Origin of the sequence: Pseudomonas brenneri (assembly GCF_007858285.1) — a bacterium.
Classification (GTDB): domain Bacteria; phylum Pseudomonadota; class Gammaproteobacteria; order Pseudomonadales; family Pseudomonadaceae; genus Aquipseudomonas; species Aquipseudomonas brenneri.
This window is the reverse complement of the sequence record NZ_VFIL01000014.1, coordinates 26278-50627: the sequence shown is the minus strand read 5'-3', so window position 1 is coordinate 50627 and position 24350 is coordinate 26278. Positions and strand designations below refer to the sequence as shown.

At 60.6% G+C, this 24350-nt stretch carries 23 protein-coding genes; 12 read left to right on the top strand and 11 right to left on the bottom strand.

The window, feature by feature from the left end:
- Positions 1–16: 16 nt before the first annotated feature.
- The gene (locus FJD34_RS24590) at positions 17–691 is read right to left on the bottom strand and encodes a methionine ABC transporter permease (protein ID WP_029290333.1); all 675 of its coding nucleotides are present in this window, start codon (positions 689–691) and stop codon (positions 17–19) included.
- Positions 691–1698: a methionine ABC transporter ATP-binding protein gene (locus FJD34_RS24585; RefSeq protein WP_032862641.1), complete on the bottom strand. Its 1008-nt coding sequence runs from the start codon at positions 1696–1698 to the stop codon at positions 691–693. The genes FJD34_RS24590 and FJD34_RS24585 overlap by 1 nt, the downstream gene beginning before the upstream one ends.
- Positions 1699–1891: 193 nt before the next feature.
- On the opposite strand from FJD34_RS24585, the gene katE reads away from it, so the two are divergent.
- Positions 1892–4105, top strand: a complete 2214-nt coding sequence (gene katE / locus FJD34_RS24580) for a catalase HPII (protein ID WP_223232748.1) — start codon at positions 1892–1894, stop codon at positions 4103–4105.
- A gap of 114 nt (positions 4106–4219) precedes the next feature.
- Here katE and FJD34_RS24575 read toward each other — a convergent pair whose 3' ends face one another.
- From FJD34_RS24575 to zur, 4 genes are read right to left on the bottom strand one after another with little or no spacing between them, the layout of a single operon-like run.
- Positions 4220–4939, bottom strand: a complete 720-nt coding sequence (locus FJD34_RS24575; RefSeq protein WP_032862643.1) for a PA5502 family lipoprotein — start codon at positions 4937–4939, stop codon at positions 4220–4222.
- Positions 4940–4976: 37 nt separating this feature from the next.
- Positions 4977–5765: a zinc ABC transporter permease subunit ZnuB gene (gene znuB, locus FJD34_RS24570; protein ID WP_029290341.1), complete on the bottom strand. Its 789-nt coding sequence runs from the start codon at positions 5763–5765 to the stop codon at positions 4977–4979.
- Complete coding sequence (gene znuC, locus FJD34_RS24565) at positions 5758–6543, bottom strand: zinc ABC transporter ATP-binding protein ZnuC (protein WP_065942455.1); 786 nt, start codon at positions 6541–6543, stop codon at positions 5758–5760. The genes znuB and znuC overlap by 8 nt, the downstream gene beginning before the upstream one ends.
- Complete coding sequence (gene zur / locus FJD34_RS24560) at positions 6543–7025, bottom strand: zinc uptake transcriptional repressor Zur (protein ID WP_032862646.1); 483 nt, start codon at positions 7023–7025, stop codon at positions 6543–6545. The genes znuC and zur overlap by 1 nt, the downstream gene beginning before the upstream one ends.
- 58 nt (positions 7026–7083) lie before the next feature.
- On the opposite strand from zur, the gene FJD34_RS24555 reads away from it, so the two are divergent.
- Positions 7084–8013: a zinc ABC transporter substrate-binding protein ZnuA gene (locus FJD34_RS24555; RefSeq protein ID WP_065942454.1), complete on the top strand. Its 930-nt coding sequence runs from the start codon at positions 7084–7086 to the stop codon at positions 8011–8013.
- Between the two features lie 107 nt (positions 8014–8120).
- Here FJD34_RS24555 and FJD34_RS24550 read toward each other — a convergent pair whose 3' ends face one another.
- Both FJD34_RS24550 and FJD34_RS24545 read right to left on the bottom strand, forming a co-directional pair.
- Positions 8121–9074 (bottom strand): homoserine kinase, encoded by a 954-nt coding sequence (locus tag FJD34_RS24550; protein WP_065942453.1) that lies wholly within the window; start codon positions 9072–9074, stop codon positions 8121–8123.
- Positions 9075–9130: 56 nt separating this feature from the next.
- The gene (locus tag FJD34_RS24545) at positions 9131–9421 is read right to left on the bottom strand and encodes a DUF2782 domain-containing protein (protein WP_017528747.1); all 291 of its coding nucleotides are present in this window, start codon (positions 9419–9421) and stop codon (positions 9131–9133) included.
- Between the two features lie 74 nt (positions 9422–9495).
- On the opposite strand from FJD34_RS24545, the gene polA reads away from it, so the two are divergent.
- Complete coding sequence (polA, locus tag FJD34_RS24540; RefSeq protein WP_090292609.1) at positions 9496–12297, top strand: DNA polymerase I; 2802 nt, start codon at positions 9496–9498, stop codon at positions 12295–12297.
- Between the two features lie 272 nt (positions 12298–12569).
- Here polA and yihA read toward each other — a convergent pair whose 3' ends face one another.
- Positions 12570–13211, bottom strand: coding sequence for a ribosome biogenesis GTP-binding protein YihA/YsxC (gene yihA / locus FJD34_RS24535; RefSeq protein WP_032862650.1), 642 nt, complete (start codon positions 13209–13211; stop codon positions 12570–12572).
- Between the two features lie 192 nt (positions 13212–13403).
- Here yihA and FJD34_RS24530 point away from each other — a divergent pair, with 192 nt between their 5' ends.
- The 6 genes from FJD34_RS24530 to FJD34_RS24505 all read left to right on the top strand — a co-directional run bounded on the left by FJD34_RS24530 (position 13404) and on the right by FJD34_RS24505 (position 18993).
- Positions 13404–13694, top strand: a complete 291-nt coding sequence (locus tag FJD34_RS24530) for a c-type cytochrome (RefSeq protein ID WP_032862651.1) — start codon at positions 13404–13406, stop codon at positions 13692–13694.
- A 46-nt stretch (positions 13695–13740) separates the two neighbouring features.
- Positions 13741–14355: a c-type cytochrome gene (locus FJD34_RS24525; RefSeq protein ID WP_032862652.1), complete on the top strand. Its 615-nt coding sequence runs from the start codon at positions 13741–13743 to the stop codon at positions 14353–14355.
- A gap of 187 nt (positions 14356–14542) precedes the next feature.
- Positions 14543–15178 (top strand): thiol:disulfide interchange protein DsbA, encoded by a 636-nt coding sequence (gene dsbA, locus FJD34_RS24520; protein WP_032862653.1) that lies wholly within the window; start codon positions 14543–14545, stop codon positions 15176–15178.
- A 10-nt stretch (positions 15179–15188) separates the two neighbouring features.
- Positions 15189–16067, top strand: coding sequence for an endonuclease/exonuclease/phosphatase family protein (locus tag FJD34_RS24515; RefSeq protein ID WP_032862654.1), 879 nt, complete (start codon positions 15189–15191; stop codon positions 16065–16067).
- Positions 16064–18127: a GGDEF domain-containing protein gene (locus tag FJD34_RS24510; protein ID WP_090292610.1), complete on the top strand. Its 2064-nt coding sequence runs from the start codon at positions 16064–16066 to the stop codon at positions 18125–18127. The genes FJD34_RS24515 and FJD34_RS24510 overlap by 4 nt, the downstream gene beginning before the upstream one ends.
- Before the next feature lie 89 nt (positions 18128–18216).
- The gene (locus FJD34_RS24505) at positions 18217–18993 is read left to right on the top strand and encodes an N-acetylmuramoyl-L-alanine amidase (protein WP_090292612.1); all 777 of its coding nucleotides are present in this window, start codon (positions 18217–18219) and stop codon (positions 18991–18993) included.
- Between the two features lie 177 nt (positions 18994–19170).
- Here the strand turns inward: FJD34_RS24505 and FJD34_RS24500 are convergent, their stop codons facing one another.
- Both FJD34_RS24500 and algB read right to left on the bottom strand, forming a co-directional pair.
- Positions 19171–20958 (bottom strand): KinB sensor domain-containing domain, encoded by a 1788-nt coding sequence (locus FJD34_RS24500; RefSeq protein WP_032862657.1) that lies wholly within the window; start codon positions 20956–20958, stop codon positions 19171–19173.
- A 10-nt stretch (positions 20959–20968) separates the two neighbouring features.
- Entirely contained in the window at positions 20969–22315 is a 1347-nt protein-coding gene (gene algB, locus FJD34_RS24495; RefSeq protein WP_032862658.1) for a sigma-54-dependent response regulator transcription factor AlgB, read from the bottom strand.
- A gap of 396 nt (positions 22316–22711) precedes the next feature.
- Here algB and FJD34_RS24490 point away from each other — a divergent pair, with 396 nt between their 5' ends.
- The 3 genes from FJD34_RS24490 to FJD34_RS24480 all read left to right on the top strand — a co-directional run bounded on the left by FJD34_RS24490 (position 22712) and on the right by FJD34_RS24480 (position 23709).
- A complete protein-coding gene (locus FJD34_RS24490; RefSeq protein WP_065942449.1) occupies positions 22712–22996 on the top strand; it encodes a hypothetical protein in 285 nt (94 codons plus the stop codon).
- A gap of 78 nt (positions 22997–23074) precedes the next feature.
- On the top strand, positions 23075–23239 hold the full coding sequence (locus tag FJD34_RS24485; RefSeq protein ID WP_003170804.1) for a DUF1328 domain-containing protein: 165 nt from the start codon (positions 23075–23077) through the stop codon (positions 23237–23239).
- A gap of 2 nt (positions 23240–23241) precedes the next feature.
- A complete protein-coding gene (locus FJD34_RS24480) occupies positions 23242–23709 on the top strand; it encodes an inhibitor of vertebrate lysozyme family protein (RefSeq protein ID WP_032862660.1) in 468 nt (155 codons plus the stop codon).
- The last annotated feature ends 641 nt before the right edge of the window (positions 23710–24350 follow it).

Genomic DNA, 24350 nt, shown 5'->3' with positions numbered 1-24350 from the left:
GGGCCGGCAATGGCCGTTATTTTCGAGAGTAGTGTGTCACCAGCTTATCGCCGATGGTTTGCAGAATCTGCACCAGTACAATCAACATCACCACGGTGACGACCATCACGTCATCCTGGAAACGCTGGTACCCATAACGGATCGCCAGGTCGCCTAGGCCACCGGCACCCACCACACCCGCCATGGCGGTGTAGCCCACCAGGGCAATGGCGGTCACGGTGATTGCTGCAATGATGCCGGGCTTTGCCTCGGGCAGCAGCGCCTTGGTGATGATCTGCCGGGTGGTCGCGCCCATGGCCTGGGTCGCCTCGATGATGCCGCGATCGACCTCGCGCAGGGCGGTTTCCACCAGCCGGGCGAAGAACGTCGAAGCGCCTACCACCAGCGGTGGAATGGCGCCGGCGACACCCAGCGAAGTGCCCGTGAGGAACACCGTCGTCGGGATCATCACAATCAGCAGGATGATAAACGGCAGGGAGCGGATGGCGTTGACCACGAAGGCCAGGGCGGCATAGGTGGTTTTCTGCTCCAGCAACTGCCGTGGGCTGAACAGAAACAGCAGGATGCCCAGCGGCAGGCCCACCAGTACGGTGAAAAACAACGAGGTGCTGAGCATCAGCATGGTGTCGCTGGTGGCCACCCAGATATCAGCCCAGTCGACGTTGTCGAAATAATGCAGTAACACGTCCATTAACGCAGGACCTCCATGTGCACATCGGCTGCGGTAAAGCGTGCGAATGCCGCTTCCATGTCACCGCCGGTGATGGCCAGGGTCAGTTGCCCGTAAGGGGTATCTTTTATGTGGTCGATGCGACCGGCAAGGATGCTGTAGTCCACGCCCGTTTCGCGGGCTACGGTACCCAGCAGTGGCGCGTAGGTCGCTTCGCCCTGGAACGTCAGGCGTACGATGCGCCCAGGTACATGGGCGAAGACATCACGCTGCTCGCCTTCATCGACTTGCTCGGCTTCCTGCACGAACCGTTTGGTGGTCGCGTGCGTGGGGTGCAGGAACACCTGGGCAACCGGGCCTTGCTCGACGATCACACCGGCATCCATCACCGCGACCTGGTCACAGACACGGCGGATCACGTCCATTTCATGGGTGATCAACACGATCGTCAGGTTCAGCTCGCGGTTGATCTCGGCCAGCAGTTGCAGGACTGAGGCGGTGGTCTGCGGGTCAAGGGCGCTGGTGGCCTCGTCGCACAGCAGGATCTTGGGCTTGGTGGCCAGGGCGCGGGCGATGCCGACGCGCTGCTTCTGGCCGCCGGACAACTGCGCCGGGTACTTCTTGGCGTGGTCGGCCAGGCCGACACGGTCCAGTAGTTCGGCCACGCGTGCATCGATCTCGCGGCGCGACAACTCGCCCGCCAGGGTCAGCGGCAGCGCGACGTTGTCGGCGACGGTCTTGGAGGCCAGCAGGTTGAAGTGCTGGAAGATCATCCCGACCTGTTGCCGGAAACGGCGCAGGCCGTTGGCATCCAGGGCGGTGACTTCTTCGCCGTCGACCTTGATCTGGCCGCCCGAAGGTTCTTCCAGACGGTTTATCAGGCGCAGCAGAGTACTTTTTCCCGCACCAGAGTGGCCAATCAGGCCGAACACCTGGCCGTTCTCGACGCGCAGGCTGGTGGGGTGCAGTGCGGGGATATCCTTGCCGGCGACCCGGTAGGTTTTATGGACGTTATGAAACTCGATCACGTAGCGAACCTTGTGGGGCGCATTGAAAAGGGATCAGCGGTTAGCCGGGCGCGCATTTTAGCCTGTCCATCTAGTGTTTCTTAGCATTTATTTCGTATTCAACCAGTGATTTGGCAATAACGCGATCAAAGGTCATAAAAAAGGAACGGTCAAAAACCGTGTCAGTCACTACTTAGGCAACTCGATTTCCCAGGTGCCGTGCCTGGGGTTTTGCTCAAACGAGCCAGGGACCGCTCTGGCCTACGCAAACGAGGAGTTTTGTCTGATGAGTACCAAGAAACCCGCAAGGGCGGCCAAGAGCGAGCTTGCCGGCACCGATACCCTGGACCGTGGCAACACCAATGCCAAGCTGCAAAGCCTGGAAAAATTCCGTTCCGACGCCACTGGCCAGGCGCTGCGCACCAATCAGGGGGTGAAAATCTCCGATAACCAGAACAGCCTGAAGGCCGGCGCTCGCGGGCCTTCGCTGCTGGAAGATTTCATCATGCGTGAAAAGATCACGCACTTTGACCACGAGCGTATTCCGGAGCGCATCGTGCACGCCCGCGGTGTGGGGGCTCATGGTTACTTTCAATCCTACGAGAACCATTCGGCGCTGACCAAGGCCGGTTTCCTACGCGACCCTGGGCATAAAACGCCGGTATTCGTACGCTTTTCCACGGTGCAAGGGCCGCGCGGTTCGGGCGATACCGTGCGCGATGTGCGCGGCTTTGCGGTGAAGTTCTACACAGAGGAAGGCAACTTCGATCTGGTCGGCAACAACATGCCGGTGTTCTTTATCCAGGACGCCATCAAGTTCCCGGACTTTGTCCATGCGGTAAAACCCGAGCCCCATAACGAAATGCCCACGGGCGGTTCGGCTCACGATACGTTCTGGGACTTTGTGTCGCTGGTACCGGAATCGGCGCATATGGTGATCTGGGCCATGTCCGACCGGGCGATCCCGAAAAGCCTGCGCAGTATGCAGGGGTTTGGCGTGCACACCTTTCGCCTGATCAATGCCGAAGGCCAGTCCAACTTCGTCAAGTTCCATTGGCGTCCTACGGTGGGCACCTGCTCGCTGGTGTGGGATGAGGCGCAAAAACTCGCAGGCAAGGACACTGACTTCCACCGACGTGACTTGTGGGAGTCCATCGAGGGCGGTGACTATCCCGAGTGGGAGCTGGGGGTGCAGGTCATTCCTGAAGAAAACGAGCATAAGTTCGATTTCGATATTCTTGACCCGACCAAGCTGATCCCCGAAGAGCTGGTGCCGATCATGCCGCTGGGCAAGATGGTGCTCAATCGCAACCCGGACAACTATTTTGCCGAGACCGAGCAGGTGGCTTTCTGCCCTGGTCATATCGTGCCGGGTATCGACTTCTCCAATGATCCGCTGTTGCAAGGTCGGCTGTTCTCCTACACCGATACGCAGATCAGTCGTCTAGGTGGCCCGAACTTTCATGAGTTGCCGATCAATAGGCCAGTAGCGCCGTTTCATAACGGCCAGCGTGATGCGATGCACCGCTCCACCATCGACAAGGGGCGTGCGTCCTACGAGCCGAACTCGATCGATGGCGGCTGGCCGAAAGAAACCCCGCCGGCAGCGCAAGACGGCGGTTTCGAGTCCTACCCGGAGCGCATCGACGCGCACAAGATTCGCCAGCGCAGTGAGTCTTTCGGCGATCACTTTTCCCAGGCGCGCCTGTTCTTCAACAGCATGAGCCAGCACGAGCAGGAGCACATCATCGCGGCCTACAGCTTTGAACTGGGCAAGGTCGAGCGTGAGTTTATCCGGGCGCGCCAGGTGAATGAGATCCTGGCCAATATCGATCTGGGACTGGCCAAGCGCGTGGCGCAGAACCTGGGCCTGCCAGCGCCGAAAAAAGGCACCGTGCCGGTGCGCAAGACTGCGCCAGAGCGCTCGCCGGCCTTGAGCCAGGCCAACCTGCTGTCGGGGGATATCAAGACGCGCAAGGTGGCGATCCTGGCGGCCAACGGTGTTGATGGTGTCGCGATTGCTGCACTGAAAAAGGCGCTGGCCGCGCAAGGTGCCCATGCCAAATTGCTGGGGCCGACCTCGGCGCCGGTGACCACCGCAGACGGTAAGAGCCTGGCGGTGGATGCTTCGATGGAAGGCTTGCCGTCGGTCGCGTTCGACGCAGTGTTTGTGCCGGGTGGGGCGAAGTCGATCCAGACGTTGAGCGGTGATGGCGTGGCGTTGCATTACCTGCTGGAGGCGTACAAGCATTTGAAGGCGATTGCGTTGGCCGGTGAAGCGAAGCAGTTGCTGGGCGTGTTGAAGCTGGAAGCGGATGCGGGGTTGATTGTTGGCGGGGATGCCAAGGCGTTGAAGGCGTTTTTTGTGGCAATTGCCCAGCATCGGGTTTGGGGGCGCGAGCCTCGGGCCAAGGCGGTTCCGGCCTGATCTTGTAGGAGCCAGCTTGCTCGCGAAGACCGCCAACGATAGCGCAGAGCTGTCAGTTAGCCTGCGGTGGCTATTGGTTTTTCGCGAGCAAGCTCGCTCCTACAGGGGTTGGCGTCAGTCCGCCTTGCGCGGAATCAGCACAACCTGGGCCGGAATATGCTTGAGGATCTGCCGGTGGATCTTCAGGTCGTAGCCTGAGTCGAGGCGTTTCACCCGCTTGGTCAGCAGCGTGTTCAGCCACGGGTAATCCTCGGTGCGCGGCACCTGGATGCTCACATCACACTGGTAATTCACCACATCGGTGGCGATGGCATCCAGTTGATGGCGCAACTCCTGAATATCCGTGAGGTTCAGCGCAACCGTGGTGCTCTCGGCAGTGGGGTCGATCACCTTGGCCGGTGGCTTGGCTTCGGCGGCCTTGAGGGCGGCTTCGGCTTTATCCAGCTCGGCCTTGCGTGCGTGGGCGATGGCGCTGTTGACCCCACCCGTCAGCGCTGGCGCCTTGGGCATCAAGGCGCGGGCGCGGCTCAGGGCGGTGGCGGCGGCGTTGACATCACCTTTTTGCAGGACGATCTGGCTGCGCTGCAAATAGGCTTCGGCCAACTGACGTTGATAAGGCTCCAGGGCCGGGTCGTCGGGCGACTGGGCCTGCAACGCAGCCAGTTGGTCCTCGGCGGTGGCCAGCTCGCTGCTGGCCAGGTTTTGTTCCAGTTGTGCAATGGCCGCAGCGCGCGCATCCGGAACCTCAGGGGCGACGGGCGGGGTGCTTTGGCAGGCGCCCAGCAGCAGGGAAAATGCGGCAAGGAGCAGATAACGGGAGGTGAACGGCTTCATTCCTGCGACTCTCTAATTGCGCAAAAAGCGAGCAAGTCTACACCCCTCGACGGGGCAGGACAAAACTCAGCAGAAACAGTGCGGCGGCCGTGACCACAATCGACGGCCCGGCCGGGGTGTCCTTGAACCAGGACAGCGCCAGGCCGCCACACACGGCAAGCATCCCCAGCAGACTGGCGCCGACCGCCATCTGTTCCGGCGAGCGTGCATGACGCTGGGCGGCGGCGGCGGGGATGATCAATAGCGACGTGATCAACAATACGCCGACAATCTTCATTGCGACAGCAATCACCACGGCAATCAGCAACATCAGGGTCATGCGCAGTGCTGGCACAGGCAAGCCTTCGACGGTGGCCAGTTGTTCGTGGACGGTAATTGCCAGCAGCGGGCGCCACAGGGCCACCAACAGGATCAATACAGCAGCGCTGCCGCCGAGAATCCAGGCCAGGTCCGTGGGGCTGATCGCCAGCAGGTCGCCGAACAGATAGGCCATCAGGTCGATACGCACTTCGTGCATAAAGCTCAGGACTACCAGGCCCAGGGACAGCGTGCTGGGCGCGAGGATCCCCAGCAGGGTGTCCGACGCCAGGGGCTGGCGCTGTTGCAGGGTCACCAGCAGCACGGCGAGCAGCAGGCAGCCGACGGTCACTGCGATGGTCGGGCTGACGTCCAGCAAAAAGCCCAGGGCCACGCCGAGCAGGGCCGCGTGGGACAAGGTATCGCCAAAGTAGGCCATGCGCCGCCAGACCACGAACGAGCCCAGCGGGCCCGCCACCAGCGCCAAGGCCAAGCCTGCGAGCAGGGCGTAGAGCAGAAAATCAGCCATGCTTGCAGCTATCTCCGTGGACGTGGGTATGAGGGGCAGTCGGATCGGCAACCACGGCGCCATGCAGGTCATGGGCATGGTCGTGATGGTGGTGATAAATCGCCAGGCTCTGGGCGTTCTTGCCGAACAGCTCGACGAAGGCCGGGTCGCCGCTGACCTGTTCCGGGTGGCCGGAGCAGCAGACGTGGCGATTGAGGCATACCACCTGGTCAGTGGTGCTCATCACCAGGTGCAGATCGTGGGACACCATCAGCACGCCGCAGCCATGGCGGTCGCGCAGGCGGGTGATCAGGCTGTACAGCTCGGCCTGGCCGGCGACGTCGACGCCCTGCACGGGTTCGTCGAGTACCAGCAGCTCAGGTTCGCGCAACAGGGCGCGCGCCAGCAGGACGCGCTGCATTTCACCGCCGGAGATGCTTTGCACCGGGCTGTCGATCACCTGTTCGGCGCCGACTTCCTTGAGCGCGGCCAGGGCCCGGGCGCGATCCACGCCAGGCACCAGGCGCAGGAAGCGCAGCACCGACAACGGTAAAGTCGGGTCGACGTGCAATTTTTGTGGCATGTAGCCGATGCGCAGCCTGGGCTTGCGCCAGACACTGCCGCTGTCGGGCTTGAGCAGGCCCAATACCGCACGCACTAGCGTGGTCTTGCCGGCGCCGTTGGGGCCGATCAGGGTCACGATCTGCCCTGGCTCGACGCTCAGGTGAATGTTGTCCAGCACGTTCTGGCCGGCGAACGAGACCCCGACCTGTTCCAGGCGGATTAGCGCAGTGCTCATCAAGCCCCCTGGCAGCCCGAGCAGATACCCACCACTTCGACGGTCTGCCCTTCGACCCGAAAGCCCACATCGCTGGCGCTCTTGATAATCGCGTCGCTGATGCTTTTTTGTTCAAGTTCGATGGCGGCGTGGCATTCGCGGCAGATCAGGAACTGGCCCTGGTGCGCATGCTCCGGGTGATTGCAGCCGACAAAGGCGTTCAACGAGGCGATGCGGTGCACCAGGCCGTTTTCCAGCAGGAAGTCCAGCGCACGGTACACCGTCGGCGGCGCGGCGCGGCGGCCGTCCTGCTCGCTGAGCACGCCGAGAATGTCGTAGGCGCCCAGCGGTTTGTGGCTCTGCCACACCAGTTCCAGCACCCGCCGGCGCAGGGCCGTCAGGCGCAGGCCTTGGCGTGCGCACAGGGCGTCGGCCTCTGACAGTGCGGTGTGTACGCAGTGAGAGTGGTCGTGGGGACGGCTGGCAAGCGGTGTTTTAGGCATGAGCGGCGACAGATTTTTGTGAGAGACGTTATTATGTTACCCGTTCCTGCCGCCTTGAGTGCTCATCGTGTCCCGACTTTTTCCCGTTTTTGTCGTATTTGTCACCAGTTTGTTCGTCATCGGTGCTGCTCAGGCTGAGGTTCGGGTGCTGACCAGCATCAAGCCATTGCAGTTGATTGCCGCCGCAGTGCAGGACGGCGTGGCGGTTCCAGAGGTTTTGCTGCCGCCGGGAGCGTCGCCGCATAACTATGCGCTGCGCCCTTCCGACGTACGGCGTGTGCAATCGGTGGAACTGCTGTATTGGATCGGCCCCGACATGGAAGGCTTTCTGCCACGCGTGCTCAAGGGCCGCCGCTTGCCGACCGTTGCGGTGCAGGAGCTGGCGGGTCTGAAATTGCGGCATTTCGCCGAAGATAACCACTCCCACGCCGAAGAAGCCGACGAGCATGATCACGATCATCGCCCGGGCAGCCTGGATGCTCACTTGTGGTTGTCGCCGGTCAATGCGCGGGTGATTGCGGCGAAAATGGCGGCGGACTTGAGCGCGGCCGATCCGGCCAACGCAGCGCGCTACCAGAGCAACCTGCAAGCCTTCGACGGCCGCCTGGATGCCTTGGATGTGCGTCTCAAGGCGCGCCTGGCGGGGATCGCCGGCAAGCCTTACTTCGTGTTCCACGAAGCCTTCGATTACTTTGAAGACACCTATGGCCTCAAGCACACCGGTGTATTCAGCGTGGCTGCCGAAGTGCAACCCGGCGCCCAGCATGTGGCGGCGATGCGCACGCGCCTGCAAGAAGTAGGCAAGACCTGTGTGTTCAGCGAGCCGCCATTGCGCCCACGCCTGGCCGAGACCCTGGTGGCGGGCCTGCCGGTGAAGCTGGCGGAGTTGGATGCGTTGGGCGGCTACACCCCGGCCACCGCTCAAGGCTATGAACAGTTGCTGGAGAAGCTGGGCAATGATTTGGCAGGGTGCCTGGAATCACTGTAGGCACACCGCAAAACCCATGTGGGAGCGGGCTTGCTCGCGAATGCGGTGTGTCAGCCAAGTAGCGGGTGACTGACACAATGCCATCGCGAGCAAGCCCGCTCCCACATTTAGAGGGCGAGTGGCAGCTGGATCGCAACCTGCTGGCGCTGCTCCAACCGCTGCTGGAGCTCCCGTGGATCGTGAATCAACACGTCCTGCCCGGCAAACGACTCTGCCGCAATCAGGCGTGACAGCCAGAACCGTACACACGCGACCCGCAACATCGTCGGCCACAGCTCGGCTTCCCTGGCGCTGAACGGTCGCAGTGCTGCATACGCCCCCAGCAGCGCGCGGGCGCGGTGGCCATCAATCACGCCGTCAGCGTCCGAGCACCAGTCATTCAGGGCAATCGCCACGTCGTACAGCATCGGTCCGGAACAGGCGTTGTAGAAGTCGATCAACCCGGTCAGGTGAGTACCTTCGAACATCGCGTTGTCACGAAACAGGTCGGCGTGGATGTTGGCGCGGGGCAGCGTGAGGATGTGTGCCTTGTGCTGCTGGATTTCATCCAGGGCCGCTTGCAACAGGTTCTGTTGCGCTGCGTCGAGGTGCGAGATCAGTTGCGCGCCTTCGTCGAGCATCCAGTCCAGCCCTCGATCGGTCTTGCGTTCCAGCACCTTGTCGCCCTGGGTGGCCAGGTGCAGGTGAGCGAGCAGTTCACCCACCTGCACGCAATGCTGGGCGTTGGCGTCCTGGATGTGCTTGCCCGCCAGGCGCGGTTGCAGCAGCGCCGGCTTGCCCGCCAATTCACGCAGGGCCACGCCGTCGGTGGTGCGCAGGGCGTAAGGCACGGGCAGGTCGGCGTCGTGGAGCACGTCCAGCAATTGGATGAAGAACGGCATTTCGTCCACGGGGCCGCGTTCAACCAGGGTCAGGACAAATTCGCCCTTTTCCAGGCTGATAAAAAAGTTGGTGTTTTCGCTACCCGCGGCAATCCCCTGGAAATCGAGCAGGCGGCCGAGCCCATAAGGGGCGAGAAAGGTTTCCAGCTCGGGCCGAGCCAGGGGGGTGAACACAGACATGGTTAAAACTGCCAGTACGGGCGCCGCGGGCCGCGGCGCCGATTAAAATTAAGAAATCATTTCCATTCGAAGATCTTCCATGACGGGATCAGCATATCCGGCTGGTCCGAGCGGATGAAGTTCGCATCGGTTCCGTCTGCGCGCACCAGGAAATACGGGGGCGCGCCTTTCGGGGTTACCTTGATTGCATACAGGAAGCCATTTTGACGGTATTCCTGGATGGTCTTGTCGCCTTCCGTGCGAATGGTGACTTCCGGATCCCCCGAGGGAGCGTCGTCTGCCGCCATGGCAGCCATCGGAGCGAGTGCAATCAAGCCGGTCAACAGCAGGCGATTGAATGTACGCATGATAACCTTGTCCCTTTGTTGTCATTGGTCCGGCTATTCTAGCGCCTGACCCGCCGAAAAGGTTGATCCTGCTCATGAGCCAAGCCCCCCTCGTCCTGGTGGACGGTTCTTCATATCTGTACCGCGCCTTCCACGCGCTGCCGCCGCTGACCACGTCCAAAGGCCTGCCCACCGGTGCGGTCAAGGGCGTGTTGAACATGCTCAAAAGCCTGCGCAAGCAGTACCCGGGCAGCCCGTTCGCAGTGGTGTTCGACGCCAAGGGCGGGACATTTCGCGATGACATGTACGCCGAATACAAGGCCAATCGCCCGAGCATGCCCGATGACATGCGCGTGCAGATCGAGCCGCTGCACCAGAGCGTGATTGCCCTGGGCTTCCCGCTGCTGTGCGTCGAAGGCGTTGAAGCGGATGACGTGATCGGCACCCTGGCCCGCAGCAGCGCAGCCGCTGACCGCCCGGTGGTGATTTCTACCGGCGACAAGGACATGGCGCAACTGGTCGACGGGCACATTACCTTGGTCAACACCATGACCGGTAGTGCGATGGACATCGACGGCGTTAAGGAGAAATTCGGCGTCGCTCCCGAGCAGATCATCGATTATCTGGCGCTGATGGGCGATTCCTCCGATAACATCCCGGGGGTTCCAGGGATTGGTCCTAAGACCGCATCGGGCCTGTTGGTCGGTGTGAACGGCGGCCTGAAAGAGCTTTACGAGCAGCTCGATATTGTCCCGACCTTGCCGATCCGTGGGGCCAAGACCCTGCCGGCCAAGCTCGAAGAGCATAAAGAGATGGCGTTCCTGTCCTACCAGTTGGCGACCATCAAGGTCGACGTGCCACTGGATGTCGGCCTGGAAGACTTGCACCTGATCGAGCCGGATCGCGAGAAGCTGCTGGAGCTGTACACCCTGCTGGAATTCAAGAGCTGGATCGATGAGATTCAGCGCGATGCCAAGCGGGTCGAACTCAAAGCCGCTGCCGACGCCGCGCCGGTGCAGTCCTCGGCTGAGCCTGAGGCCGCAGAGACGCAGGCCCCGGTCGAGGCGCAGTACGAAACCGTCCTCGACCAGGCCCGCTTTGACGTCTGGCTGAAAAAGCTCAATGACGCGAAGCTGTTTGCCTTCGATACCGAAACCACTGGCGTCGATGCCCAGCAGGCGCAACTGGTAGGGGTTTCGTTCGCCGTGCAGGCCAATGAAGCGGCCTACATCCCGCTGACCCACTCCTACATCGGCGTACCCGAGCAACTGGACCGCGATACGGTACTGCTGGCCTTGAAGCCGCTGCTGGAAGACCCGCAAAAGCTCAAGGTGGGCCAGCACGCCAAGTTCGACATGAATATCCTGGCCAATTGCGCCATCGGCGGCGACCCGGCGCGGGGCATCACCGTACGTGGCATCGCCTTCGACACCATGCTCGAATCCTACGTGCTGAACTCCACCGCGACCCGCCACGACATGGATAGCCTGGCCAAGAAGTACCTGGAGCATGACACCGTCAGCTTCCAGGACATTGCCGGCAAAGGCGCCAAGCAACTGACCTTTGACCAGATTCCCCTGGAGCAGGCAGGCCCCTACGCTGCCGAAGATGCCGATGTGACCCTGCGCCTGCACTTGGCATTGCACGCACAACTTGCGGCGCTGCCGAGCCTGGCCAGTGTACTGACGGATATCGAGATGCCGTTGGTGCCGGTGCTGGCGCGTATCGAGCGCCAGGGTGCCCTGGTGGATGCCGCGCTGCTGGGCGTGCAAAGCATCGAGCTGGGCAACAAGATGATGGAACTGGAGCGCCAGGCATACGAGATCGCCGGCGAGGAGTTCAACCTCGGTTCACCCAAGCAGTTGGGGGCGATCCTCTACGAAAAACTCGGGCTGCCGGTGTTGAAGAAAACCGGTAAGGGGCAGGCCTCGACCGCCGAGGAAGTATTGGCCAAGTTGGCTGAAGATGACTTCCCGCTGCCTAAGGTACTGATGCAGTACCGCAGCATGAGCAAGCTCAAAAGCACCTACACCGACCGCTTGCCTGAGCAGATCAACCCACGTACCGGGCGCATCCACACCTCTTACCACCAGGCCGTGGCGGCCACCGGGCGTTTGTCGTCCAGTGACCCGAACTTGCAGAACATCCCGGTGCGCACCGCCGAAGGCCGGCGGATCCGCCAGGCATTCGTCGCGCCCAAGGGCTACAAGCTACTGGCGGCGGACTATTCGCAGATCGAACTGCGGATCATGGCGCACTTGTCCAAGGACGAGGGCTTGCTGAACGCGTTCCGCGACAACCTGGATGTGCACACGGCTACGGCGGCCGAAGTGTTCAAGGTCGAGTTGGGTGAGGTCACGTCCGACCAGCGCCGCAGCGCCAAGGCGATCAACTTCGGCCTGATCTACGGCATGGGTGCGCAGAAGCTGGGCAAGGATATCGGCGTCGATACCAAGACGGCCAAGGCCTATATCGATGTGTACTTCGCCCGCTACCCGGGGGTGCGCGAGTACATGGAGCGCACCCGCGCCCAGGCTTCCGACCAGGGCTATGTAGAAACCCTGTTCGGGCGCCGCCTGTACCTGCCGGACATCCACTCCAACAAGCCGCAGGAGCGCGCAGGCGCAGAACGTACCGCGATCAACGCGCCGATGCAGGGCACTGCCGCCGATATCATCAAGAAGGCGATGGTCAAGGTCGACAACTGGCTGACGGAGTCGGGGCTGGATGCCAAGGTCATCCTGCAGGTGCACGATGAATTGGTGGTCGAGGTCCGTGAAGATCTGGTGGCTGAGGTCAGCGAGAAGATTCGTGAGCACATGAGCAGTGCTGCGAAGCTGGATGTGCCGCTGTTGGTTGAGGTCGGGGTGGGTGATAACTGGGACGAAGCGCACTGATCATCTGGCATTGCTGCGGCATGAGGTCGCAGCAATGCCTATAGATCGGAAACGGCTGAAGGTTATTTCCAATAGTTTTTCCGTGGCGCCGGAACTTAACCCATGAAACGTCACTCAGAGTTACTGAATGGGTGGTGAAGCCCTTCAATGCTCCTATGTTGTGTTAAGTGTTGGCAGATATCTGGACCCCGCCCTAGCGGTCCGGAGTACTTAGATCCCGAACTTCCCCTCCCCATACGAAGTTCGGGATTTTTTTTGCCCGCAACAAAGTGTCACTCAGCGATTTCTGCACCTTTGTCCGCCAGCTCCATCCAGCCTGCCAGCACGGTATAGGCGTCTTCCAGGCCCATGCGCTTGGGCGCCGAGAACAGCTGGATCGTGATCGCGTCACCCCAACCTTTGCGGATTTCGGCCTGCACTTTGAGCAACGTGTTCTTGGCGGCGCCGTAGGTCAGCTTGTCGGCCTTGGTCAGCAAAATGTGCATCGGCATGCCGCTGGCGACGGCCCAATCGAGCATCAGCAGGTCGAAATCGGTCATTGGATGACGGATGTCCATCATCAGGATCAACCCTTTCAAACTCTCGCGACCACCCAGGTAGGCTTCCAGGTGACGCTGCCAGTGCAGCTTCAATGGGATAGGTACTTTTGCGTAACCGTAGCCCGGCAGGTCGACCAGACGCCGATCATCGTCTAGCTTGAAGAAGTTGAGGAGCTGTGTGCGGCCCGGGGTTTTCGAGGTGCGAGCCAGGCTGGCATGGGTCAGGGTGTTGAGCGCGCTGGATTTGCCGGCGTTGGAGCGCCCGGCGAAGGCCACTTCAAAGCCTTCGTCGTCGGGGCATTGGTCGACTTTGGCGGCGCTGAGCATGAAGGTGGACTGTTGGCACAGACCGAGGATGGGGTTCTTGAGTTGCATGGGATTTCCGATGTGGGCGGTGCCGGGAATGGGTGCGGCAAGTAGTGTCGTTCCCGTTTCAGTAGCGCCAGTATATAATGCCGCAGATTTTGTGTGTGCTTTGTCCCAGCGAAGGATGAAGTTCACGGGAGCGATAGACCTTTATTGCGCATTAGAACGCAAAACGCTTCCAAACCCTGAAAAGGTCGACGTATGACCAGGTGGCTGCTAGCTGTCGGTGTCCTGATACCACTTTACAGTGCTCAGGCTACACAGGATCCGGAAGCTGTGTACAACCGCGTTTGTGCGGCTTGCCATGCCGGACAGTTGCCAACGGCCCCCAAGCGGGGTGACCAGGCAGCCTGGGCGCCGAGACTGGCGCAAGGCATGGAGACGCTGGTGCAGCACGTGACCGAGGGTTTCAAGGCGATGCCGCCGCGTGGTTTGTGCATGGAATGCCGTGCCGAGGATTACCAGGCCATCATTCTTTTGATGAGCGAGTAGACCCGGTCCATAACTCTATAACCTTTAGCCGTAATTGGATTAGCTGATGAACAAATTGATCGTGAGTCTGCTGTTGACCTTGGGCATCACTGGTGTTGCCCATGCTGCAGGTGACGCTACTGCTGGCCAGACAAAGGCCGCCGTATGTGGTGCCTGCCATGGACCGGATGGCAACAGCCCGGCGCCCAACTTTCCAAAACTGGCGGGCCAGGGTGAACGTTACCTGACCAAGCAGATGCACGACATCAAGGACGGCAAGCGCACGGTTCTGGAAATGACCGGCTTGCTGACCAATCTCAGTGATCAGGACCTGGCGGATATCGCGGCGTATTACGCCAGCCAGGCCGGCAGTGTCGGTGCGGCGGATCCAAAAATCGTTGCCCGTGGTGAAGCACTGTTCCGTGGCGGCAACCTCGAAAAAGGCCTGCCAGCCTGTACCGGTTGCCATTCCCCGGATGGTTCGGGTAACGCGGCTGCCGGTTTCCCGCACCTGGGTGGCCAGCACGCCCAGTACATCGCCAAGCAACTGACTGATTTCCGCAAGGAAGAGGCCGGTCGTGCCAACGATGGCGATGCCATGACCATGCGTACCATCGCCCGTAAGCTGAGCGACGAAGACATTGCGGCGGTGTCCAGCTACATCCAGGGCCTGCATAAGTAAGGCGCGGATGACCTGACGTTGCCCGCGCAACGTTAACGCTCGATTAATCCGTCGATGCAAGCATAAAAAGGGTGGCTCAGGCCGCCCTTTTTTGTGGCCGCTACCGTTACACTAACGAACTCATGCCCGTGTAGACCTGTCATAAAAAAGGTCGCGCGAGGCGACTTTATTTGTCCAGGAGTAAAGCATGCGTAATCTGATCCTCAGCGCCGCTCTCGTCACTGCCAGCCTGTTCGGCATGACCGCACAAGCCGCCGACGTGCCGCTTGAAGCGGGTAAGACCTATGTTGAATTGGCCAATCCTGTGCCGGTTTCCGTGCCAGGCAAGATCGAAGTCGTAGAGCTGTTCTGGTATGGCTGCCCGCATTGCTATTCCTTTGAGCCAACCATCAATCCTTGGGCCGAGAAGCTGCCGTCGGATGTGAACTTCAAGCGTATCCCTGCCATGTTCGGCGGTCCTTGGGATGCCCACGGCCAGATGTTCCTGACCCTGGAAGCCATGGGCGTGGAGCATAAGGTCCACAACGCAGTGTTCGAAGCGATCCAGAAACAAGGCAAGCGCCTGACCAAGCCTGACGAAATGGCCGATTTCCTCGCCACCCAAGGCGTGGACAAGGACAAGTTCCTCGCCACTTTCAACTCCTTTGCCATCCAGGGCCAAATCAAGCAGGCCAAGGAACTCGCGCAAAAATATGGCGTGCAAGGCGTTCCAACCCTGATCGTCAACGGCAAATACCGCTTTGACCTGGGCTCCACCGGCGGTCCTGAAGCGACCCTGAACGTTGCCGACCAGTTGATCGCCAAAGAGCGCGCAGCCAAGTAAGGGGCTCGCCATGCGTCGCTGGGGTACCGAACGCGTTGTTGGCCGGCATGATCCGCAGGTCAACGAACATCACCTCGCGTCCACCGGCCTGCCGGCGGACAGCCGGCTGCGCTTGCTGAGCTTCAATATCCAGGTTGGCATCAGTACCGAGAAATACCGTCATTACCTGACCCGTGGCTGGCAGCATTTGCTGCCCCACAATGGTCGGGCCGGCAATCTGCAAAAGATTGGCGACCTGCTGGGTGACTTCGACCTGGTGGCCCTGCAGGAAGCCGATGGTGGCAGCCTGCGTTCGGGCTACGTCAATCAGGTCGAGCATCTGGCTCAGCTGGGTGCTTTTCCCTACTGGTACCAGCAACTCAATCGCAACCTCGGGCGACTGGGCCAGCACAGCAATGGGGTGCTCAGCCGTCTCAAGCCCTGGGTGATCGAAGACCATCCCCTGCCGGGCCCGAAAGGGCGCGGGGCGATCCTTGTGCGTTTCGGCGAGGGCCCCGAGGCGCTGGTAGTGGTCATGATGCACCTGGCGCTGGGCGCACGTACCCGGACCCTGCAACTGGCCTACATCCGTGAGCTGATTGGCGGATACAAGCATCAGGTGCTGATGGGGGACATGAACACCCATGCCAGCGACCTGCTGCAAAATTCTCCATTGCGCGATTTGGGGCTGCTGGCGCCGCAGGTCGAAGCCACTTTCCCCAGTTGGCGCCCGCAGCGCTGCCTAGATCACATTTTGTTAAGCCCGACCCTGACGCTGGAACGCGTGCAGGTGCTGGCGCAACCCATTTCCGATCACCTGCCGGTCGCGGTAGAGATTCGTCTGCCGGGTTCGCTCACGGCTGATGCATTACCCGCGCTGAGCCCCGGCCTTCGCGGACCCCTTGCATGAGCGACGACGCCCAGCGCTGGAAAGAAAAATACCTGTTAAGCATCGAGCAACAAGAAAAGCTCGAACGCCGTTGGGCTGCGCGCCTCGACTTGCTGCGCCGTGGGCTGGTGCGCAGCACGCTGGCGGCCGAGGGCACGGACCGGGCCGTCGACCAGTGCATGAAAGAGATGCGCGATGTGGTGCGCACCGATGAGATGGACGCTGCGCTCGCTGCGTTGTTGCCGCGCCTGGAAAAGGCCGTGCTGGACTCCGAGCAGCGCCGTGAGACACGGGTTGATCAAATCAGTACCGCGCTGACCGCGCTGGTCGCGCAATTGCAGGCGCTGCCGTTGCCCCGGGAAGTCAGCCGCCCGTTGAAGAGCTTTGCCAAGCAGTTGGACAGCCGCGTCGGCCAGGCACGGGAGATTCCCCTGCTGCTCAGTGAGTTGAGCAGCCTTCAAGGGCAGGCCCTGAGCAATCTTGAGTCCGATGATGAGCCTGCTCGCCCAGGTCTGTTGCAGCGTCTGTTTGGCGGCAAGGAGTCGGATGCAGAAGTCGCGACGGTTGAACCCCGCGTTTCTCCGCCCTCGCGGCCAACCCCGGCGGTTGCCGCAAGTCCGGTTGCCCAGGTGGTTGAGGATGCTCCCGAGCTGGCCCAGGCCCTGCGAGCCTTTGCGCCACCAGCCCAGGCCTCGCAGCCGGCAGTGCTTGAGGCGGCACCTGCGTCTATTGCCATTGCGCCCCGGGTCGTCGATGTCGATGAGCGTGTGGTACCGCTGCCTCAGGTTTACGCTCCCCGCTTATCGCCGGTCGAAATGCCTGCTGTCGCGGCCCAGGCCCCGGAACCGTCTCGGCCTGTGGAGGTGAGTGTTACGCCGCCACCTGAAGGTGCGGCCGCTGCGGCGGTAGTTGCCCCCCAGGCTCCGCCGCAACCTACGGCGATCGGCAGTCTGTCGTTGCCGCCGGTGCTGGATGACGAGCTGGCTGAAGTCGATCCCGAGGCGCTGTACGCCTTGCCCGACTCGCCTGAGCCGTCCTACAGCTCCGTAGCCAAACATATCGAAGACACTCTGCTCGGCCTGCTGGGCGACCTCGACCTACCCGAGCATCACCGGCCCCAGGCGCAAGCCATGCGCGAACGCCTGGCCCACGGGCTGAACTGGTACGAGTTGCTGCCGATCCTCGATGACCTGGCGGTATTGATGCTGGCCATCACCGACAGTGGCCAGCATGAGTTTGAAGCCTACTTAAAGCGCCTAAACGAGCGGCTGGAAGCCTTCCAGAGCAATTTGCAGGCGGCCAGCGACGGGCACGCCGACAGCCGCAGCGCCGCGCGCGAGATGGATACGCAAATCCGTGAGCAGATGGATGGCTTGCAAAGCAGTGTCCAGGAAGCGGCCGATCTTGATGACCTCAAGCAAGTGCTGGAAAGCCATCTTGAGGGGCTGCTGGGCGCCATGGACGAGCATCAAAAGCAACGTGACCAGCGCGAGCATGAAGTGGCCGAGCGGTTGCAGGGGTTGGCCGAACGGGTGGCGAGCATGGAGCAGGAGGCCCAGGGCTATCGTGATCACCTTGAGGTCCAGCGCCAGAAAGCGCTGATCGACCCGCTCACCGGCCTGCCCAATCGTGCGGCCTGGAGTGAACGCCTGGAATACGAGGTCAATGCGTGGCATCAACAGGGCAACAACCTGTCACTGGCGATGCTGGACCTGGATCACTTCAAGCGCATCAACGACGGCTACGGCCATCTGGCGGGCGACAAGGTGCTGAAGATCATCGCCAATGTGTTGAGCAAGCGCTTGCGAGCGACAGATTTCATCGCGCGGTTTGGCGGTGAGGAGTTTGTCCTGCTGATGCCGGATTCGGCGTTGGGCGATGCGCTGGAGCTCGGCGAGCGCCTGCGGGCGGCCATTGAGGCGTGTCCGTTTCACTTCAAGGGCGAACGGGTGACCATCACCATGTCCATTGGCATGGCGCAGTTTCAGCCCGGCGAGCGTAGCGACCTGGCCCTCAAGCGCGCGGACGAAGCCTTGTACCGGGCCAAGGCGGCGGGGCGCAATCAGGTGCAGGCGGCCTGAAAAGTTGTTCCATTTTGTAAGCCGGCCGCTGATCGGCAAACGATACGTTACACTGTTGCATTATCGTCTTTAGCGTACCGTCTGTTGCCATGAAATTTCTCGTTGCTGCTCTTCTGTTCCTCACACTCGCTGGCTGTGCAAGTGGCCCGCGGCTGAATACCAGCCACCCGTCGGTGAACTTCGATAATCGTATCCAGTTCGTCGTCCTGCACTACACCGCTACCAGCCTTGAAGGTTCGCTGGCGCTATTGACCAAAGGCCAGGTCAGCAGCCACTACCTGATTGGCGATGATGCACGCGCGACCATCTATAAGCTGGTGGATGAAGACAAGCGCTCCTGGCATGCCGGAGAAAGTGAGTGGATGGGGCGTACCTGGCTCAACTCCAGCTCCATCGGCATCGAGATCGTCAACCCGGGCTACCGTGATACACCCACCGGGCGTGTCTGGTATCCGTACTCCGAAGCGCAAGTCCAGTCCCTGGTGACCTTGCTCAAGGACATCAGCCAGCGCAACCGGATCAACCCGAAGTTCATTATCGGTCATAGCGATATCGCCCCCGGTCGCAAACTTGATCCGGGCCCGCTGTTCCCGTGGAAGCGCCTGGCGGATGAAGGCCTGGGGATCTGGCCCGAGGCTCAGGCGGTCGCGCGGTATCAGGCGCAGTACGCTGCACAGCTACCGAGCATCACCTGGTTCCAGGAAGAGTTGGCACGCTTGGGTTACTCAACGCCGCAGACCGGCGAGCTGGATGTGGCAACGCGGCGTGTGCTGGCGGCCTTCCAGATGCGCTTCCGGCCGGTGTTGTTTGATGGCACACCGGATGCGCAAAGCGCAGCGATCCTGAGGGTATTGAACCACCGCTAAGGTATTTAAGAGCGGCGAGCAATGCATGTGGGAGCTGTCGAGCCCCGGCGAGGCTGCGATAGCGATGTGTCAGGCAACATCAGTAGTGACAGTCGCGCCGTCATCGCAGCCTCGCCGGGGCTCGACAGCTCCCACCTTTGATCTTTGCTGCCCTTGAGTGGCGTGCCTGACTGATAGTTACAGCGGCAACGCCATATAGAACTGCGTGCCCTGCCCTGGCCGGGAATAGACCCCCATGCGGCCGCCGTGCAGCTGCACGATCTCCTTGCACAGCGCCAGCCCCAGGCCGGCGCCACCTTTCTTGCGGCCTACCTGGACAAAAGGTTCGAAAATCCTGCCCTGCTGGCCGTAGGCGATGCCTTCGCCGTTGTCCTCGACACTGATGATCAGCCGTTCGCCATGGCGACGCGCTTGCAGGCGAATCTGCCCGCCGTCACTGGTGTGGCGCAGAGCATTGCCGAGTAGATTGTCGAGCACCCGCTCCAATTGCGCCTGGTCGGCATGCAGCCTGGGCAGTTGCGCCTGCGCTTCTACCACCAGCTCGATGTTTTGTGCATTCGCCAGCTCGGCAAAGCGCGTGCGGGCCTGTTCAAGCAGCTCGTTGATGTCGCAAGGCGCCAGAGTGAGTTTTTGCAGGCCGTTCTGGTAGCGGGAAAAGTTCAGCAAGTCATTGATCAGTTGCATCAAGCGCTGCATTTCTTCGTTGACCGTATTCAACAGGTCGGCTTCGCGGGACTCAGGGGGGAATTTCGCCCGTTCCTGGAACAGGCCGAATGCCATATGCATGCCCGTGACTGGCGTACGCAGTTCGTGGGAGGCACGCAACACGAATTCACTGCGCACTCGCTCGAAGGCCCGTTGCTCGGTCACGTCATGCAACACCATCACCGCGCCGAGGATATGCCCCTCGTGGTGGCTGACGGGCGTCATGCTGTAGGTCAGCAAGCGTGATTCGCCCTCGACCTCCACTTCAAGGTCGTCGGGTGCGCGTTCCAGGTTGCCGCCGCGCAGCACCAGATGCAGTTGCTCATCCAGTTCCGGGCGTTGCAGCGCTTCGCCCAGGCCCTCGCCCAGGCGGCTTTCGTCCCAGCCTAATTGGCGCTGGGCGACAGGGTTGAGGTGTTCCAGGCGGCCTTGGCGGTCGATCATCAGCAGGCCGTCGTCGATACTGTCGAGCACTGCCTGCAAGCGCTGCTGGCCGGCGAGCAATTCGTCGACATTCGTGGCCTGATGCTGGCGCAACGCTTCAGCCATGATGCCAAAACGTTTGGTCAACTGGTTCATTTCGGCTGCCGAAGAAATCGGCAAGGTGACATCAAAATTGCCCTGGCCGATTTTATCGGCCGCCTTGGCCAGGGCTTCGATCGGCCCGCCAAAGCGCCGGGCGATGCCGTGGGCGGTGATGAAACCGATGATCAGCACCGCCAGGCCCACCAACCCCAGCAGCCCGGCAATCCACAGCGCGCGTTCGCGCGACAGGCGTTCGGTCTCGTTGATGTTTTCCAGCGCGTTTTTGTGTTCGCTGATCAGCCCGTTGCGCAATACATTGAAACTGGTGGTCAGTTTTTGGTTATTGCGCAGGGAAGGCGGCGTATTTTCATTTTCCTCGAACGCGTCCAAAAACGTCAGGTAGTCGGCCTTGGCCTGAGTGAAGCCTGCGACCCTGGCGACACTCATTTCATGGGCGATGCCTTCGTCCAACAACTTGAAATACTGTTGGCGCGACGTATTCAGGGCGGCCGGGTCCGGCCGGTCGTTGAGCATCAAGATCAACTGGTCGCCCAGGGTCTGGCGTAGCTTGAGCCCCAGATCCAGGGTAATGAAGTTGCTGCGGATCAGGGATTCCTGAGCCTTAGCCATTTGCATGACACTCACCAGCCCCAGCAGCAGCCCAAGCAGGGCCACGGTGATCAGCGCAGAAATGCTCAGGAATAGCCGCGTGCGCAGTTTCATCGCCAGCTTCATAAGGTGCAGCTCACAGGTTGTATTGCTTGCGTTTGCGATACAGCGTCGAGGCATCGATGCCCAGGGTCTTGGCCGCCTGGTCCAGGGTGTCACTGGTGGCCAGCACGGCGCCGATATGGGCTTTTTCCAGTTCGTCCAGGCTCAACGCCGCGCCGATACGCGGTGAGTTGTTGGTCGGTTGCTCGGCCATCCCCAAATGGCTGATTTCGACCTTCTCCTGGGCACAGATGATGCTGGCGCGTTCCACGACGTTGCGCAGTTCACGGATATTGCCCGGCCAGCGGTAGTTGAGCAGTGCTTCACGGGCCTCATCGCTGAAGCCGCGGGCTGGCCGCGCGTACTCTTTGACGAAGCGCGCCAGGAAACGGTCAGCGAGGGCGAGGATATCCTCGCTGCGTTCGCGCAGGGGCGGCAGGTGCAAGGTGATGACGTTCAAGCGATACAGCAAGTCTTCGCGAAAACGGCCGTCGCGCACCATGTCTTCCAAGTTCAGGTTGGTCGCCGCCAGGATGCGTACATCGGCGCGGCGGGTGACCGGGTCGCCGACCCGTTCATATTCCTTGTCCTGGATAAAGCGCAACAACTTGGGTTGCAATGTCAGGGGGAAATCGCCGATCTCGTCTAGAAACAGGGTGCCGCCGTCCGCCTGGTTGACCCGGCCGAGGGTGCTTTCGCTGGCGCCGGTAAAGGCGCCGCGACTATGGCCGAACAGCTCGCTTTCCATCAGCTCTGCGGTCAAGGACGGGCAGTTGATGGTGACGCAGGATTTCTTCGCCCTTTTACTCCAGCCATGAATCGCCCGGGCCAGTTCACCTTTACCGGTGCCGGACTCGCCCAGAATCAGGATATTGGCATCGGTGCCGGCCACTTGGCGGGCGGTCTCCAGCACCACCATCATCGAGGGGCTATGGGAGTCGAGGCCATCCTTGGGCTGGCGTACTTCACCTTCCAGCGCTTCCAGGCGTGCTGACAACTGGCGCACTTCCAGCTGCTTGGCGGTGGCCAGGCGCAATTGGTCCGGGCTGCAGGGCTTGACCAGGTAATCGGCCGCGCCAGCCTGGATCGCATCCACTGCCGTATCGACGGCCGAGTGCGCGGTGACAATCACCACGCGCATCCAGGGGGCCTGGATACGCATTTGTGCCAGCACATCCAGGCCGTTGTCTTCGCCCAGGCGCAGGTCCAAAAAGCACAGGTCGAACACCTGGCGTTGCAACAGGGCATCGGCCTGGGCCGCGCTGTTGGCAGTGGCTACGGTATAGCCTTCATCTTCCAGGCAGTAGCGGAAGGTGCGAAGGATTGCGGACTCGTCGTCCACTAAAAGAATGCGGCCTTGAAGCTCCTTGGCTGATTCCATCTGTCCCGCGCTCCTTAACATACGAATGAGTGATCTTGTTTAGTCCCAGAATAATCGGGCAAGTTGCATGGTTTATTCTGATTGATTCAAAGCCTTATCGCGCAGCTATCTGAGACCCTTCCTACTTATAGCCACGGGCAGCGCGTTTTTGACCCTTCTTGATGCTTCGGCAGTCCTGCCGGCCCTTTTGATCCCTTGATCCGACCACTGACCATCGTGCATTTCGCACGGTGAGGATAGGCGCATCGTGCAGGATGCTGTTAGGAAGAAACCAGGAGCTATTATAACTAGCTGATTTTATTGATTTTTATTCGCCGTAAAAACTGGCATGCACTCTGCACTACCTCTCCTACAAGCGTGATCAACGAACAAGACAGCATGCGGGAGAGATTCAGGATGACTCGCCAAAGCCTCAAGCCATTGCGTGTATCGCCACTGCGCCTTCAGCAGGGGCTGTTTGCCAGCCTCGCCTTGATGGTGACCTTGATCGGTGGTCAGCAGCTGCAGCATTGGCAGCAGAGCCCGCAGTCCGCCCCGCAGTTCGAGCGCACATCCATTACACAGACTCATTTTCGTTCGGTTGGCAGCAGCACCGCCGACGTGACAGCCCCGCGCATGATGGCGGTTGAACAGGACATCGCCCTGTATGACGAGCCTGTCCAGGAACGCTGGGTGTTCTAGGCATGAACCTGCCGCCCATTGGGTGCGACAGGGTGGCGACACAGCAGTCCTCTTTATAGATATAAAAGGAGAATCACCATGTTGAGTTGGGCAATCACATTTCTGATCATTGCCATTGTCGCTGCAGTCCTGGGCTTCGGTGGTATCGCGGGCACCGCCACGGGTATCGCCAAGATTCTCTTTGTCGTCTTCCTGGTGATGTTCATCGCTTCCTTCTTCTTTGGCCGTCGTGGTCGAGGCTGAACATGGTCAACTTGTCTCTCAAAACCCTGGCTGCCGCCCTGCTGTTGGGCGGTAGTGGCTTGGTCATGGCCGCCAATGACGGTCAGGCGCGGGCCAATGAACTGCTCAATGCCGATCCGCAGTACCGCGAAACCTGGCAGGGTGTGGTCAAGAAGGAAGAGCGCCTGCCTGAGTGGGTGATCAACCTGTCGGGCACGTCTGAGCAAATGAATGCCGTGACGGAAGACGGTGACGGGTATTTGGTAGGGCCGCTGTGTGAAACGGCCGATACCTGCCTGAATAAACGTTTGATCGTTGCGTTCAGCATGGATAAGGAAGATGCCTACGCGATGTTGGTCGAAGTCCCTGCCGGGCTTCCGGCGGACAAGTCGCCAACACGGCATGCGGACTATCGTTTCATCGGCAAGCCCGATGAAGGCATGCAGAAGTTGCTGATGGAGCAACTCAAGAAAGATCCGAATTGGTACTAGGCCCTTCTGTGGGCCTGCCCAACAGGGGAACAGGCCAAGTGTCTGTTTCTGTTTGCACCGCCGCCTGACGGCGATGCATGACCAGGGGGCCGGGTTGCTCTGATCAAGGGATCGGCGCGACCTACGGGTACAGGGAGTACCTGCGCAAGGGCCGGGTCAGGAGAAAAGCTGCGACGCAAGTCCGCAGGCCGTTATGGCCTGAGGGACTTGCGACGGGCTTGTGAGTCATCACACGGCACTTATGCCGCATATAGCTGTAAATTTCCTTTCTGCTTCATCACAACCATTTCGCGGTGTTACAGCACGACCATCTATCGAGAAAGTTTGCCCTCGGCCAGACGTGTTTTTCGATGGTATGCGTAGGAATTTTCAAGAGTTTTTCCCGCCTGGCAAAAAAATCGAAAATCCCTGAGCGAGCCTGAAATGGCAGGTTCACGGCATGTATGCCTGACAAAATGTCGCATTCGAACTGACCAAACAGACAGTTTTATTTAAAAAAACCCATGCCGATTCGGCATAGGGTAGGCGTTTACGGCATTAGACTATGCCCCCCCGCATCGGAATAGTTGCGCCTTTTTTCGCTTGCCAGTAAGCCATATCGGCCATCTGCGGTGACCTTCTACGGGGGCTGATGCTCACAC